Genomic DNA, 16,027 nt, shown 5'->3' on the forward strand with positions numbered 1-16,027 from the left:
TAGTTTCACCATCGACATTATTTCGAGACTTCAAGCATTTTTTCGAGCGTCAGCCTGGCCAGACCAGCCTGTGGTTCCGGCACGCTAATCTGATTAACCACGACGTGGCCCTCAACCAGATTTTCAAGCGACCAGGCCAAGTGCTGCGGATCGATCCGCGCCATAGTCGAACACATACACACCATCGGCGACATAAACTGAATGATTTTGCCTTCGGACTTGAACTCCTCGGCGATGCGACCAACCAGATTCAACTCCGTTCCGACCAGCCAGCGAGTACCGGCTTTCGCTGCCCGGATGGTATTGATGATGTACTCGGTCGATCCAACAAAATTAGATGCCTTACACACCTCAAAGCTGCATTCCGGATGTGAAATAACCAATCCATCCGGATACTGGTTGCGAAAGCGAAGGATATGCTGCGGCTGAAACATTTGGTGAACGGAACAATGCCCTTTCCATAACAGGATTTTGGCTTTTTCAATCTGTTCCGGTGTCAACCCACCCATGGGCTCATCAAAATCCCACACCTGCATTTCATCCGGCGATAGCCCCATCTTGTATCCGCTCCAACGGCCCAGATGCTGATCAGGGAAAAACAGTACTTTTTCACGTCGATCAAATGCCCATTGCAGAATCTTTACAGCATTACTGGAAGTACAAACGATACCACCATGTTGTCCGCAAAAGGCCTTCAGATCAGCACTGGAATTGATATAGGTGACTGGTGTCACCCTCTCATCCGGGTCGAGTACTTCTGCCAGTTCACGCCAAGCACGTTCTACCTTGGTGAGATTAGCCATATCTGCCATGGAGCAACCTGCGGAAAGATCAGGCAGGATGACGGTTTGTTCAGGGCTGGAAAGAATATCCGCTACCTCTGCCATGAAGTGCACCCCGCAAAACACCATAAAATCAGCATCCGTCTGTGCGGCAAGGTAAGAAAGTTTAAGCGAGTCTCCGGTCAAATCAGCATGTCGGTAAACATCTGCACGTTGGTAGTGATGTGCCAATATAATGGCGCGCTTTCCCAGCTTTTGTTTGGCTGCAACGATCCGTTGCGTACATACTTCATCTTGCAGTAATTCGTAATTCTCGAAATCGATTGCGTTTGCTTGCATAATCAATCCAGCTTTATTTATCGTGAAATACGACCATAATCACATTAAGATACTTATTCAAGTAAAAAGTGCAAGTTAAAAGACTTGTTTGTAGATCCACCCAATCCCTGCCGAAAACAAAGATACCTGGTTCTGAATGCTACAACCCTTGTAAAAAAGTAGCTCTGCTATAATCCCGAAAAACAGCGCATTAACAGCGCATTGCCTATCTCTAACTATACCGTTTGATCGAGAATGACCGGAAAAACGATTCATACTCATCATCAAGTCAGTGCGTAACATGTTTTAACATGACACGTTCATTATTTTCAAGACCGTCCGTATGGCTGATTGCTTTGCTTCTGCTTACTCTCTGGCTGGACAGCGTCCTGCAGCATCCACGCCTGCAACAGAACAACGATTTGCAACAAGAGGTAGACTACATCATTGAAAATCTTGAAGGAATACAGGTCAACCATGAATTAGAACAAAACCGTTTTTTCTCGGCTGACAAGCTGACCCACTATTCGACAGAAGATATAACGCAGCTGGAGCATGTACGCTTTACCAGCATAGAACCGGATAAACCGCTGCTCAGGGTGACTTCTGATCGGGCTGAGCTGACTAAAGACGGAGATGATATTTTCCTAACTGAAAATGTTTTTATTATCAGGGGAGGGGATCTGGACAAAGACAAGGTAACTATGCTGACTGATTTTTTGCACCTTATTCCGGATACTGATATCGCCAAAACCGATCGACCAGTTACCGTGATCAGAATGAACAGTGTTCTCAACGCGGTGGGATTGTTCATGAATAATCAGACCGGTGAGATTTTGATGCAATCCCGGGTCAAAGCACATGACGAACGTACGCCACGCTCATCCCGCTAAAGGATGCCACACCAACACGAATCTTGATTCTTCTGGTTTTCTTATTTTACTTTCTATATCTATCGGTTTATGCAATTTCAATATATGTTCCTAAGCTTGTTTCTCGTGTTTTTCTCAGCCATTACCCTGGCTGAACGCGCAGATCGCGACAAGCCGATTCATCTGGAAGCCGATCGCGCAACTGTCGAAGATTACAAGCAGAAAGGGGAATTTCGCACCAGCATATTTACCGGGAATGTCATATTGATCCAGGGAACGCTTATTCTTCGTGCGGATAAAGTTGTGATGAAGGAGGACAGCGCGGGCTACCGGCACGCTACAGCTTATGGCAATCTGGTCAGTTATCGTCAAAAGCGTGATGGTGTTGACGAGTACGTTGAGGCGTGGAGCCGACGCGCAGAATATGACAACAAAACCGACAAAATAGAGTTATTTGGAAGCGCGCGACTGAAACGTGGCACCGATGAAGTAGAAGGAGATTATATTTCCTACGATATTACCAGCGACTTTTTTCAGGTATCTGGCCAACCTCAACCGGAAAATGATAAAAATTCCGATCACAGGGTACGCGCCGTGATTCAACCAAAAGCGAAACAACCTGGCGCAGAAACAGAAAAATAAAACTATCAAAAAACGTATTACCACTGTATACCAGCCAATCTGGATTATGTATGAGTGAATTGAGAGCTGAAAATCTGAAAAAAAAATATCAATCACGCACCGTCGTGATGGATGTATCTTTCTCTGTTCGCAGCGGCGAGGTTGTCGGTCTGCTTGGCCCCAATGGTGCAGGTAAAACCACCTGCTTCTACATGGTGGTTGGACTGGTTCCATTGAACGGAGGGGAAATATTTCTGGATGAACACAATCTAAGCCAGCTGCCGATTCATCAGCGCGCCCGGTTGGGATTAAGCTATCTTCCCCAGGAGGCATCAGTTTTCCGTCGGCTCTCAGTCGAGGAAAACATTCTTGCAGTACTGGAATTACAACATTTTCAGAAAGATGAAATACAGCGGCATCTGGACGGATTGTTACATGACCTGCATATCGGTCATCTGCGCGAAAGCTTGGGTATGAGCCTATCGGGTGGCGAACGCAGGCGGGTGGAAATTGCACGAGCGCTGGCATCCCAGCCGCGCTTCATCCTGCTGGACGAACCTTTCGCTGGTGTAGATCCGATTGCTGTTATGGATATCCAGAGAGTCATAGGTTTTCTCAAATCACGCGGAATTGGTGTACTCATCACGGATCATAATGTGCGGGAAACACTGGGGATTTGTGATCGTGCTTATATCATCAGTGAAGGAACAGTGCTTGCCAGTGGAGCTCCTGCTGAAATCATCAATGACGGACGTGTCCGGGAAGTTTATCTGGGGGAGCATTTCAGGCTCTGAAAAATATGAAGCCGACTCTGCAACTCAAGCTTTCTACCGGCCTTACACTGACACCGCAACTGAAACAGTCAATTCAGCTGCTCCAACTATCTGCACTTGAACTCAACCAGGAAATCTCACGTATTGTCCAGGAAAACCCTTTGCTTGAGCTGGATGAAGGAATCAACCAAGAAGAATTCGAAACCGAAGGACGAGATTCCTCATTAGCATCATCAGATTTGTCTGCCACAGCTGAAACCGATGAGTCCCGGGATATCAGAGAAAACACGGAAATTCTGGACGACTGGTCAGATAACTCATCGTATTCAGATCAGGAATCTTTTTTCGACACGCGCAGACAGAGTGATGAGGAATACGACCAGGACTATTCCCGCCTGGTTAGCAAACCCGTCAGCTTGCGTGAACACCTGCTCATGCAAATCAGCTTGAGGCAGCGTTGTGAGCGAAAAAAGAAAATTACTGAACTGCTGGTGGATAGTCTGGATGATGATGGTTATCTTACTCAGGATCTGGAAGAGCTTGCCAAGTTACTTCCGGCTGAACTGGAAATCAGCACCACAGACCTGAAGTCAGCTCTTGCTTATATTCAGCAACTGGATCCACCCGGCGTGGGGGCGCGCAATCTGCGGGAGTGTCTGTCTATACAGCTTTCAGCATTACCGGATACAACACCACTACGGACGGAAGCACTCAAACTGGTCAATGAGCACCTGGAAAGTGTTGCTGCCAAAAACTTCCCATTGCTCAGGAAAGTTCTTGGCTGTGATGAAGCCTGTTTACAGTCAGTCTACCAATTGATCACTCAACTCAACCCCAAGCCTGGTGATGATTTCAGCGCAACAACAGCACGTTATGTCATTCCTGATGTGATTGTGACCAAATCAGTTAAAGGCTGGGTGGCACAGCTCAATTCCGATTCAGCTCCGCGTGTGCGTGTTAACCATTTATATGCCGACATTCTGAAGCAAAATCGTAATGAGGCAACCCGGCCACTCATGGAGCAACTGAAAGAAGCCCGCTGGCTGATCAGAAATATCGACCAGCGCATGGTTACCATACTCCGGGTCAGTCAAGCGATTATTGATTGCCAGCAGGCATTCCTGGAGCATGGCGAAACAGCTGTGCGCCCCCTTGTCATGCGTGAAATTGCCGAAGTTCTTGGATTACACGAATCAACCATTTCTCGTATCACAACCCAGAAGTATATGTGGACACCACACGGTATCTTTGAGCTCAAATATTTCTTTGGAAGCCACATTCCCGCTGAAACGGGTGAAGCACATTCAGCCATAGCTATTCGTGGACTTATTAAGCAATTGATCCAGAATGAAGATCGCAAAAAGCCGCTTAATGACAGTCAGGTTTCACAAATACTCGCACAACAGGGTATTGTTGTTGCTCGCCGTACTGTTGCAAAATATCGGGAGTTCATGCATATTCCCCCGACTAATTTACGTAAAATGCCCTAGGAAAATTCTGAAAAAATCGGCTGATTACTATGAAGTAAATCAAGGTGAAAAAGCGCAGTTTACAAATGACATATGTGCGCTTTAAACGCGATTTCAACTCAGCATAGCCAGGCAGATACTTTCAGGGCTTTCCATGGTACCCTTGAACACGACTCTCTCATATAAGGAGAAATAATGAATTTGAATCTCACCGGTAATCACGTGGAAATCACACCTGCCATACGTGACTACGTTACGTCCAAAATTGAGAGGAGTACACGCCACTTTGACAATATTATGACTATCAATGTGACTCTTTCCGTGGATAAACTCAAACAAAAGGCTGAAGCTACGGTTCACTTGCCGGGTAGAGAGATTTTTGTCGAGGCCGATGGTACCGATATGTATGCCTCAATTGATAGTCTGGCAGATAAGCTGGCCCGCCAAATCCTTAAGCATAAGGAAAAAAATATTAGACAGCGCAACGATCAGGGTGGGCTGAAAGATCAGGAATTTGAACAGCCCGAATAAACCCGTCCACTTCTCCTCATATATCTGTAAAGACTGCGGCAGCGATGCCAGAAGAATCATAAAAAACGGGACTGCACCTGATCAACAGCCAACTATAGCCATGTTGCCCACGAGGCAGAAAAGCTGGCCTGCAGAACATCAGCAAGCTCGGGCACATGACAACCAGCGGCATGAAAAGCAGTCCCGTTTCCGATAAGAAGAAAACACCGCCTAATTTCCTAAAGTGGTTTGAATCTCCATGAATCTCATTACTCAATTATTGCCGGAATCCAACATTATTATTGATCTGGATGTGACCAGCAAGAAGCGTGTATTTGAGCAGGTTGGTCTATTATTTGAAAATACTCTGCATATTGCGCGCAGTCAGGTTTTTGACAGCTTGTTCGCACGTGAGAAACTCGGGTCAACCGGGCTTGGTCAGGGAGTCGCCATCCCGCATGGCCGGATCAAGGGACTGCGCGAAGCGGCTGCAGCGCTGGTCAGAATGAAAGAGGCCATACCTTTCGATGCTCCGGACGGCCAGCCTGTCAGCATTGCCTGCATCCTACTGGTACCGGAAAAGGCAACAGATCAGCACTTGATGATACTGAGCGAACTGGCACAAATGTTCAGTAATAAAAGCTTCCGCGAAAAACTGCTCCACGGTCGGGATGCAAAAGAAATTCATCAGCTTATCTCTGAGTGGACTCCTGAACATGTCTCAGGTTAGCGTCACACAGCTGTTTGAAGAAAATAAGGAAAAGCTATCCCTGCAATGGGGTGAATCACCTCCCATTATAGACAGGCAGCTTGAGAATCACCTGATCACCAGCTCAACACAGGAACTGATCGGTCATCTCAACTTCGTTCACCCCAACTGGATACAGGTTCTGAACCAGACATCCGTCAAATATCTTGAACAGCTTGATGATTTTTCCCTGCAAAAAAGATTGAATCAACTGGCCAGAAGTCAACTGGCCTGCCTGATCGTAGCAGACGATGCGCCAATCCCGTATTCCATCAAACAGTTCGTAAATGAACAATCTATCCCGTTGATTCGTTCGGAAATTGCCAGTCTTGAAATTATCTGGGGATTACAAACCTATCTTGTACGGGTGCTAGCACCTGTTATCAGTCGGCATGGCGTGTTGCTGGATGTGCTCGGAATGGGTGTCATGATCACTGGAGAGAGTGGCGTTGGTAAAAGTGAGCTGGCTCTGGAGCTTATCAGCCGTGGACATGGCCTGGTCGCGGATGATGTCGTCGAATTACGCCGCATTGGTCCTGAAACGCTGGAAGGCAAGTGTCCGCCACTGCTGCGTGATTTTCTCGAAGTACGCGGACTGGGATTACTGAATATTCGTACCATATTCGGAGAAACTGCAATTCGGCGACATAAAAATATGAAGCTGATTGTACAGCTTGAAAAAACTGTTGGCAGTAGTACTAATGCTTATGAACGACTGCCACTGAGTAACCTCAACGAAATTATTCTGAATGTCAGTATCCGCAAGGTGACTATTCCGGTTGCTGCTGGCCGTAATCTGGCGGTATTGGTAGAAGCAGCAGTCCGGAATTATATTTTGCAACTACGGGGGATCGACAGTACCCAGGAATTTGTCCGTCGCCATGAATCAGAAATGAATGGGAACACTACGGAACACTTCGACGATCCTCATACCGAGTGAGGCGAGAATCTGCCATATAACCATCTTACCTCTACAGCCATCTCTATTATGAAAGCCCTAGGAAAAGAACAGATCACGGCAAAGTGGAATCAGACAAAAAATATATAATTTACAGGCAGTAACTGTGTACTTTAAACCCGATTTCGGCACAATACAGTCAGACAGCCACTCTTCAGAATCTTCTCCGGAAAAATATGAGTGAAAAGAAAATAATTACGGTTGCCCTGACTGGCGCGTCTGGTATGCCGTATGGAATTCGTCTGCTGGAAATACTTCTGCAGCAAGGTCATCGGGTTTATTTGCTTTATTCCCAAGCAGCCCAAATTGTGGCACAGCAGGAAATGGCCCTGACGCTATCCCCTCGTCCCAAAGAAACAGAAACTTTCCTGAATGGCTATTTTAATGTTGAACCAGGCTTGCTCAGGGTTTTTGGTCGGGAGGAATGGTTTGCACCGGTCGCTTCCGGCTCCAACCCCGCTGATGCCATGGTAATCTGCCCCTGTACTATGGGCACCCTATCCGCTGTGGCAGCCGGTTTGGGACAAAAACTGATAGAACGTGCGGCAGATGTCATGCTGAAAGAGCAGCGTAAACTCATTCTGGTCGCCCGGGAAACGCCTTTCTCAGTTATCCATCTGGAAAATATGCTAAAGCTCGCACGCAGCGGTGCGACGATACTTCCCGCCAACCCCGGTTTTTACCATCTGCCTGAAAACATTCAGGACATCGTTGATTTCATCGTCGCACGTGTACTTGATCAGCTCGGTGTAACACATACCTTGATGCCCCGTTGGGGGGATGATGAGTAAGTCAAAAACTCTTTTTTGACTTACTCCGTCAGAAACAAAGCCGGCTAATCCCCGATAAAACTATTTTTGGCTGCACAATCGGCCACTGCCAGTGGTACAAGGCCAGCATCTGTTCTGCATAAAATGGATTGTTCAGTCACAATATAATCCATTGGAATGTCATGTTGCTGTGGATGAATCGTTGGCAAGCGCAGCATCTCAAATACCACACCAATAGCGAGCGGACGCGGATTCATCGTTGCGAGTGTGCGATCAAAATAACCGCTGCCATAGCCAAGACGATAACCTTGCTCATCAAAGCCAAGCAGTGGAATGATAATACTGTCAACAGTTATTTCCCGGGTATTGTCAGGAAGCGGTATTCCGTAAATATCCTTTTTCATTGGAGCTCCCGGCCACCATTCGATGAACCTGAGTGGCTCCTCTTTACCAATTACCTCTGGTAAGGCAAGAGTAGCACCACGTGTTCTCAAGTCTGTCATGGCTGGTACCGGGTCATATTCACCCTGATGTGGCCAATAAAAACCAATCCGCTGATTCTTAAGGATGGGAAAACCTTGTGTCAGTGCAGCGGTAATTGCATCGTTCCAGAGCGCGCGCTGTACTGCCGGGATCTGCTGGCGTAATTCGCGCAGACGAGTACGCTGCTGTTGTTTCCAGTGCCGGGAAGTTACGTTACTCATGAATAAAAGATTGGAATAAGGACTGGGTCATTAACAACAATTTTCTGACAGGAGCGGGTATTGCCCGTTGCAAAGCCTCATCGATCGTCACCCAAAGACAGTCATTTTCCTTGCTATTTTCTTCACATTCGGGCAAATACATTATTGATCGCAGCAGTTGTGGCTGAATAGTCAATTTAAAATGAGTGAACGTATGTTGCAAATGAGGAAGCTCGGCAAATTTTATCACCTGTAGATGTAAATTCTTTTTACAGTAATCAACACTGTCCTGATCGATGGAAGTTTCTGGGAAACACCACAATCCACCCCAAATACCGGGAACTGGTCGCTTCTTCAGCAAAATCTGCCCTTGATCCAGGAGGATCAAATGTACAATTTCTTTGACAGGAAGCGTTTTCCTGGGCCTGGAAACAGGCAGAACAGCTGTCAGATCATTCTGATACGCATAGCAATCCACCTGTAGCGGGCAATGTTCGCAACGCGGTTGGGTACGCACACAGACCAGCGCTCCAAGATCCATTAATGCCTGGGTATAGGATGCTATGGTTTTATGATCTTCTTCAACAGGCAACAGACCTTCCGCCAATTGCCACAACTGTTCTTCAATCATTCTTTCGCCCGGGTGCCCGTTGACACCGAAGTAACGGATCAAAATACGCTTGACGTTGCCGTCAAGAATCGTGCAGCGCTTACCAAACGCAAAAGCAGCAATGGCCGCGGCGGTAGAACGACCGATCCCCGGTAATCGTTGAAGTGTAGCGGTATCCTGCGGAAATACACCATCATACTGCTCTATTATCATACGTGCTGCCCGGTGCAGATTACGCCCACGTGAGTAATAACCCAAACCACTCCATAGCGTGAGCACTTCTTCAACCGGCGCGCTGGCAAGTGGTGCAATATTTGGGAAAACAGTCATAAAACGCTCGTAATATGGAATAACCGTGCTGACTTGTGTTTGTTGCAGCATTATCTCGGATATCCATATAGCATATGGATCGCTGATACCCTGCCATGGTAGAGAATGTCGCCCGTATGCGAGCTGCCAGCAGATCAATCTGTCAGCGAAAAAATCTGGTTCAGCAGCTGAAATCTGAGGCCGTCTGGTTGCCTGTTGAATCAACAATTTAGCGGTACATCATATTTTCTAGTCATCATTTTTCTCCATGTATTTTCCCAACAGAAGAGCCTGTAGGATAATAAAGATAAACATCAGTCCCATGAAGCCAAACAATTTGAAATTTACCCAGGTATCGGTCGAATAGTTATAGGCAACGTAAAGATTAATGGCTCCCATTGCACCAAAAAAAACCGACCAGCTGGTATTGAGCCTGATCCAAGCCGGTTCAGGTAACTTGATCTGATCTTTCATCATAGTCTGGATCAGATTCTTTCTGAATCCTTTGTGTGCCAGAAAAAGAATGACTGCAAATAACCAGTAGAGCACGGTAGGTTTCCATTTAATAAAAGTCTCATCCTGCAAGATCAGTGTTGCACCACCAAAAACGACGATGATTGCAAGGCTCACCCATAGCATATTGTCAACCTTACGATGGCGCAGCCACACCCAGCCAATTTGTGCGAAAGTAGCAACAATAGCAACTGTGGTCGCGCTATAGATACCGTAAATTTTGTAAGTAGCAAAAAACAGGATTATTGGAAAAAGGTCAAAAAGAAATTTCATTCAAAATACCTCTAGTGTTGCCAATATAGTCATATTTATAGTTCTCGTTGTACCAGTGACATATTTATCTTAATGCAACATCATCAGAAATAGACGCTATCTGACTGAAGTCAGGTTGGCCGTGGATAGTGCATTCAAATTGCCGAGATCTAACTGCTGATCGGCAAGGCCAAGCATTACAGGACGCGACGAAAGGATCAGAGTCGTATGGCTATCGAGCAATAGGTGCAACGCGCGCATCAAGGCAGCACTATCGGTATCAAAACAGGCGGAACTCTCATCCAAAATGATAATACTTGGATTCTTCAATAGTGCACGAGCAATAAAAATACGCTGACGCTGGTCATCGGAAAGCACAACGTTACATTTTTTGAGCTTCGTTTGCAGACCATGTGGCAGCTTACAGATAAATTCCATTGCCTGACTAGCATGTGCTGCTGTAGTAATCGCTATCTCCTTACTGCAACGTAAACTACCGTAGGCAATATTTGCTGCAACCGTATCAGTTAAAAGATCTTCATCTGGAGTAATCCAGGCGATATTGCCACATAATTCAGCATGGCTTATCTGATTAATATCTTTATCATCCAGCAAAATTCTGCCGGTTGATGGTTGTTCGAAACCACAAATAAGATCGGCAAATAGTTTATTAATACGAGTATCATAACTTATTAATACAATTTTCTTTCCAGGAGCAATTTTAAGGTTAAAGCAGGGTAGCCAGGTTTTTTTCTGATAATCCTTATAACTGACACTCTCAAGCTGCAGCTTACCCTTGGCACGTTCAATCCGGGCAGTATAAGTATCTTCAACAGTCGTTTCAGAATCTCGATCCAACAATGAAAAAATAAAGTGCAATGCTTCATTACATTGTTGCAGTAACAAATTGATACGAGACAATCGCTTCAATGGGAAAACAAGCATCAGCCCCGCCGTAAAAAACGCAACGGCATCCTCCACAGTTAATTGGTTCAGAATAAGTTGTTGTAAAAAATAATAAAGAAACCCTGCAAATATCCCCATCAGGAAAATGGAGGCCAATAATTCCAGCAATCCTGTCTGACAAATCTGCCTCAGTAAAGTACGTTGTAATTGTTTGAACATATTCCGAATATGCTCAACCTCTTGTTTATAGCCCTTATCCAAGAAGATAACTCTACTATGTCGCAGTGTTTTGGATATCACTCTGGAAACTTCATGTTGTTCTTGATCCAGCATACTTCGCTGATAAGTATTTGCATAAAATATCTGCCTGATAAAAAGCGCTGCAGCCAGCACTGTCAGCATCAACAATGATATATCCGGATTCAGCCAGATCATTACTGAAAACAATCCGATTGCAACCAGGGAATCTCTATATAAACAGATTCCAAGCGAAATAGTATTGCGATATAACTTTTCTATGGATTCGAAGAAGTATAAGGAAATTGTATTAGCAGGAAGATCGGAACAAGCAGGCGGTAATATCAGTAATTTCCTGAATATCTCCACGCGTATATTCAGTATGAGCCCGTCAAGCAAGCGATGAATCACATAATATCCTGACCAGCTGGCGATAACGATTGTTAACAGAAGCACCACCAATATCAAAGGAAGTGATTGCAATAACTGCCGGTTACCCCCGGGTAATATTTGAGTAAATAATTGCCCTACTATCAATGGAATCAATGAAGCTGAGAAAGCAGCCAATCCACCAACAGCAATGATTATTATAAAGGATGTCCAGTGGGATCCATCCCAGGTTAAAAAGCGCTTCAACAGCTCAATTTGAATCACTAGCCGCTTATCTGGCATTGCACGAGGGTAAGATGATGGAATCAGCGAACGAGTAAAACTATATCAAATCACGATGATGCTGATAGTAACAAACATCGGATAATATTTGGAATAACGCCAATTATTCAGTATGGTTCGATTACTATAAATAAAAATTCGCTCAACTGATAATTGAATTAAGTAGGATGCTACGGATAGAATTTAGATAATACTCACAGAAAAACTTTGGCTTCCCAATTGACCTTAAAGACTAACTGCCTATCGTAATACCAACCAAACTTCCATTTTATGATATAGGAGGTTGCTTCAAATTAGCGAATAATTCAATAATATCTACTAGAAAACATGCGGTGTTATCGTAGGTTTTGCAAAGATGGGGGCACAGTAAGAACCGAGTAAAGCTCGCGTGAGTAACAGTCACCAAAGATAATTCGAGCTAAAAATACAGAAAAAGCAGGATAATTTAAATTACCCTGCTTTTTCTCACTTTTTAATTCTAAGTTAGAATTTTAGTATGAGTGATAGTATTCTCAATCTTCTTCGGTATTGCTCTCATCCTGTTCAGGAGAAGATTCGGGCTCCTGCTCAGTGGCATTTTCACTCTCAGTATCTCCATGATGATGTTCATGTGCCCCTTCTTTAGCATCAGCAGACGCTCCTTGAACTAACGATGTAAATCGAGCAGTATATGTTTTATTGTGCTCTGGTACTACGAAAACAGATATTACCTTTTCAGGAGTAATTTTAAAATCACCTGTTCCTTTCATGAAATTTGCAAATATAGGCGTCAGTTGTATTGAAACCTTGTTTCCATCTTTATCAAAAACATTTGCTTTTGCTGATCCGCCTTTAGAAAGGATTTGATCACGATCGTTTTGATCAGTAATATATAGACGTAATTCACCATCCTTAGCTAACAATTCAAAGTGATACGGTCCTGACGCGAGAACTTGCCCGCCATGTGCTCCTTTTGCTACTTTTATATCTTCACTTGAATGTGCCCACGCTGAACCTGTCAATAAAATAACTAAACTAGAAAAGATAATACCAACTAGAAATTTTTTCATTACCACTCCCCCTCACAGTTAAAAATTGCTCTACAAGCCCTACAATTTTATTATTAAACCTACTTAAATAGATCAACTAAAACCCTTTTTCCTGAAGCTTCTCTTGGCAAAGTTAATGTGCATGATTATGCGACTGTGGCAATATCTCCTTTTCCTGATTAAGTTGTTGAAGTTGATCTGTAAGTAACGCTAAGTTGCCCCAACCAGATTGGTCCAGCGAAGGTATCCAGCGCGCACGAAAATAGCCAGACCAATCAACAAGAAACTCCATATGATCCGGGATATTACCTTCTCCTAGAATATCAGGATCTTTAAGAGTTCGCCTATATAAAATATAACTGTCTCTTATTTCATACCATCCATCCCTTACTACTTCAATAGAGCTATTGACAGCAAAGTCAGCTATTGCTGTTGCACTGTATTCATCTAAAGGAATAGCGAGTATAACAGTATTTAAGTTTTTAAATTTTTCGTAATTTTCGCTTAACTCTTTCAATCTTTCTAAAGAAGTGGGCCAGTTAAAGAACGCCAGCAAAATATTTTGATGTTGTCGATATTCTTTAAGAGTACCAGTAGCGTTGGTATAGGTCGTAAACTGAAAATCAGGTGGTATCGCTGAAAGTTTATGTGAAGCAGCAGTAGAGCCCAGCCACCTTATCTGATAACCACTCGACATTGCTTGAATATAATTAACAATATCCCAACGATCTTCTTCCGCCAGGCTTTCAGAAAAGCCCGGCATACCTGCTTCTTCAATGCCATGACTTATCCAATGAAAAAAATCACCGGCAGTATGTCTCGACGTATATAAATCAGTAAGTAAATCTGTAGGCATCCTCGGTAAGGTTTTAGCAAGAATACCATTACCCCTTCCTTGAGGCCCATGACAACTTGAGCAAAACTCAGAAAAATGGGCCGAACCATTTGAAATTGAAATTACATCAAATGGAACAGGTGGATCTCGATACGTTTCAGTATATGCATCAACAGCGAACTGAGGTAACGCAACAGCTACACAACCTAATGCTAATACCATCGTCACTGTATTATGCTTTCTGGAACTCCTGCCTTTTTTTATCCCTGACAAGAATGAACCAATTGTTGCAATAAATAAAATTATTCCTAATATCAGAAAAAACTGAACACTTGGATCTTCCCATGTTCCGGCACCCAAGGTTCCGTCTATTGTAAAACGGAATGAATAAGGCCAATTCTCCACCATTGCATGCTTAGCAGGCATGGTGTTGGAAAGAATTGTTGCAAATAATACAAGTAGCAGTGCAAATACAAATTCAATTCGAACCCATTTTCTTAATTTCTCTACGCCAACACTAGAAAAATTCCCATCATAACCATGATTTCCTGCCTGAGTAGTTTTATGCATTGATTTTGAAAGTGGAAAATTTTTCCTTTCATTTTCCTTTTCAAGCCCGGAGGAATCAATCGAATCACAAACTCTTTCGAATGAAGGAAGCCATTTTGATCGTGCCTGGAAAGCTATCAATAAAATAATCACCAATAAAGAAATTTTGATGATCAATGCCCAACCATAAGTGCTCGCAACCAGTGCATGATAATAATTCTCAACCATTCGATCTGTCAGAATCAGACCTGTCAATATAATTACAGCCATAACAGGCAGAGCAATGAAAGAAAACTTCTTAAGGCTTTCTACATTCAAAACTAGTTGAGTGCCCTTTTCCTGACAATTACGCCGATCAAAAACAATAAACAAAAATGCTGGCAACGCACCAAACCACACTCCAGCCATCAAAATATGAATGGCATAAACAGGAACATAAAACAAGAAATTCTCGTCTGAACCAGCATGACTTACCATAGCAGAAGCTATCAAAGGCAAAGATGCCAAGCTTGCAATCATGACGTAATGCCATCTTACCCGCTCACGTTTTAACGAGATAAATGTAGCGGCACCCAGCAAAAACAAAGCTGATACCGCACGTACCGCCCACATGTGCCCCATATTGGTATGTTGGACAATTTTTATCCATGCATCTGGCCTCCATACATTTGATTCAATCCCCGTTGCTTTTCCCGTAGTTGTTGCCAAAACTCCCATAAGACCAATTAAAACTATACAAGCCAGCAACGGAAATAATTTTTCTAGACGTAAAACCCAAAAATTACCGAATAATTCTTTCCTTGCGCCCGCGATTGCCAGATAAGTACAGCTGCCAAGCAATATCAGATTAGCAACAAGCTGTGACCAGCGGGCAAATATCGCAACAACTTCCATTGTTGTTATTTAGTCTTATTGTCCTTAACGGTAAATTTATATTCCGAATCCAGCACGTGCCCATCTACTGATAACACCCGGAACTTAACCGTATACTGACCTCCTGCCAATTCTGGTAGCTCCAAATAAATAGATTTTGAATCGTCCGGATGTGCCATAGGTTTCTCTTCCGTTAAGATATTATTATCCGCATCAAGTAGAGAAAGTGAAGCATAGTCTGCTTCAATTTCTTCATTGAACCATAGTCTGACTTGTTTAGGAGAAGCAGCAAGGGTAGCCCTGCGTGCAGGCTCAGCTTTAACCAGCTCAGCATGTGCAAACACAGCATTGGGAGATACTAGTAGAGTTACTAATCCAAATCCTAGAATTACAGTACTTATCTTTACCGTAGTAGCTAGTTTTATCATAATAAATTTAAAATGATTATTTTTTATCATGTCGCCATCCTATTAATAATAAAGACAAATATATGAACAAGGATTATTGTTCCACCGAACAAAAACTTACTTTGGTATCGTTGCGTAAATGATCCTTCTAGGAGATGCCGACTTTTCCGCCATCATGGGAGGCATCACGACGTGGCAACCCAGAGTTCATTAATTTAATCAGTATTTTTTATGTATTTTTTTCTTTTTTACTTTTTGAGAAGAAGAAGTATCCGGCACCTATAATAACGATCAATAAAGGCCAGAGGAACATATTCAACTTGATTTTACCC

Annotated in this window: 16 protein-coding genes; 8 read left to right on the forward strand and 8 right to left on the reverse strand. The window is 43.7% G+C overall.

Annotated features, from left to right (window positions below):
- Window positions 1-17 precede the first annotated feature (17 nt).
- Entirely contained in the window at window positions 18-1,121 is a 1,104-nt protein-coding gene (gene nadA, locus BM331_RS10055; protein ID WP_074929273.1) for a quinolinate synthase NadA, read from the reverse strand.
- A 290-nt stretch (window positions 1,122-1,411) separates the two neighbouring features.
- On the opposite strand from nadA, the gene lptC reads away from it, so the two are divergent.
- From lptC to BM331_RS10095, 8 genes are all read left to right on the forward strand, one after another.
- Window positions 1,412-1,993: an LPS export ABC transporter periplasmic protein LptC gene (lptC, locus tag BM331_RS10060; protein ID WP_074929275.1), complete on the forward strand. Its 582-nt coding sequence runs from the start codon at window positions 1,412-1,414 to the stop codon at window positions 1,991-1,993.
- Window positions 1,994-2,062: 69 nt separating this feature from the next.
- Window positions 2,063-2,614, forward strand: a complete 552-nt coding sequence (lptA, locus tag BM331_RS10065; protein WP_074929277.1) for a lipopolysaccharide transport periplasmic protein LptA — start codon at window positions 2,063-2,065, stop codon at window positions 2,612-2,614.
- A gap of 50 nt (window positions 2,615-2,664) precedes the next feature.
- Entirely contained in the window at window positions 2,665-3,387 is a 723-nt protein-coding gene (gene lptB, locus BM331_RS10070) for an LPS export ABC transporter ATP-binding protein (RefSeq protein ID WP_074929279.1), read from the forward strand.
- A 5-nt stretch (window positions 3,388-3,392) separates the two neighbouring features.
- On the forward strand, window positions 3,393-4,856 hold the full coding sequence (locus BM331_RS10075; protein ID WP_074929281.1) for an RNA polymerase factor sigma-54: 1,464 nt from the start codon (window positions 3,393-3,395) through the stop codon (window positions 4,854-4,856).
- A 174-nt stretch (window positions 4,857-5,030) separates the two neighbouring features.
- Entirely contained in the window at window positions 5,031-5,366 is a 336-nt protein-coding gene (gene hpf / locus BM331_RS10080) for a ribosome hibernation-promoting factor, HPF/YfiA family (RefSeq protein ID WP_074929283.1), read from the forward strand.
- A gap of 238 nt (window positions 5,367-5,604) precedes the next feature.
- Entirely contained in the window at window positions 5,605-6,075 is a 471-nt protein-coding gene (locus tag BM331_RS10085; RefSeq protein WP_074929285.1) for a PTS sugar transporter subunit IIA, read from the forward strand.
- Window positions 6,062-7,033, forward strand: a complete 972-nt coding sequence (hprK, locus tag BM331_RS10090; RefSeq protein WP_074929287.1) for an HPr(Ser) kinase/phosphatase — start codon at window positions 6,062-6,064, stop codon at window positions 7,031-7,033. The genes BM331_RS10085 and hprK overlap by 14 nt, the downstream gene beginning before the upstream one ends.
- 194 nt (window positions 7,034-7,227) lie before the next feature.
- Window positions 7,228-7,842, forward strand: coding sequence for a flavin prenyltransferase UbiX (locus BM331_RS10095; protein WP_074929289.1), 615 nt, complete (start codon window positions 7,228-7,230; stop codon window positions 7,840-7,842).
- Between the two features lie 44 nt (window positions 7,843-7,886).
- Here BM331_RS10095 and BM331_RS10100 read toward each other — a convergent pair whose 3' ends face one another.
- The 7 genes from BM331_RS10100 to BM331_RS10130 form a co-directional block, all read right to left on the reverse strand.
- Window positions 7,887-8,525 carry a 5-formyltetrahydrofolate cyclo-ligase gene (locus tag BM331_RS10100; RefSeq protein WP_074929291.1) on the reverse strand — a complete coding sequence of 213 codons (639 nt, stop codon included), beginning with the start codon at window positions 8,523-8,525 and terminating at the stop codon, window positions 7,887-7,889.
- On the reverse strand, window positions 8,518-9,648 hold the full coding sequence (gene mutY, locus BM331_RS10105) for an A/G-specific adenine glycosylase (protein WP_074929305.1): 1,131 nt from the start codon (window positions 9,646-9,648) through the stop codon (window positions 8,518-8,520). The genes BM331_RS10100 and mutY overlap by 8 nt, the downstream gene beginning before the upstream one ends.
- Window positions 9,649-9,672: 24 nt before the next feature.
- The gene (locus BM331_RS10110; protein WP_074929293.1) at window positions 9,673-10,209 is read right to left on the reverse strand and encodes a septation protein A; all 537 of its coding nucleotides are present in this window, start codon (window positions 10,207-10,209) and stop codon (window positions 9,673-9,675) included.
- Between the two features lie 96 nt (window positions 10,210-10,305).
- On the reverse strand, window positions 10,306-12,003 hold the full coding sequence (locus BM331_RS10115) for an ATP-binding cassette domain-containing protein (protein ID WP_074929295.1): 1,698 nt from the start codon (window positions 12,001-12,003) through the stop codon (window positions 10,306-10,308).
- Between the two features lie 512 nt (window positions 12,004-12,515).
- Window positions 12,516-13,052 carry a hypothetical protein gene (locus BM331_RS10120; RefSeq protein WP_074929297.1) on the reverse strand — a complete coding sequence of 179 codons (537 nt, stop codon included), beginning with the start codon at window positions 13,050-13,052 and terminating at the stop codon, window positions 12,516-12,518.
- A gap of 112 nt (window positions 13,053-13,164) precedes the next feature.
- The gene (locus BM331_RS10125) at window positions 13,165-15,309 is read right to left on the reverse strand and encodes a CopD family protein (protein ID WP_074929298.1); all 2,145 of its coding nucleotides are present in this window, start codon (window positions 15,307-15,309) and stop codon (window positions 13,165-13,167) included.
- A 5-nt stretch (window positions 15,310-15,314) separates the two neighbouring features.
- Window positions 15,315-15,746, reverse strand: a complete 432-nt coding sequence (locus tag BM331_RS10130; RefSeq protein WP_074929300.1) for a copper resistance CopC family protein — start codon at window positions 15,744-15,746, stop codon at window positions 15,315-15,317.
- Window positions 15,747-16,027 lie beyond the last annotated feature (281 nt).

Source organism: Nitrosomonas eutropha (genome assembly GCF_900116685.1).
Lineage (GTDB): Bacteria > Pseudomonadota > Gammaproteobacteria > Burkholderiales > Nitrosomonadaceae > Nitrosomonas > Nitrosomonas eutropha_A.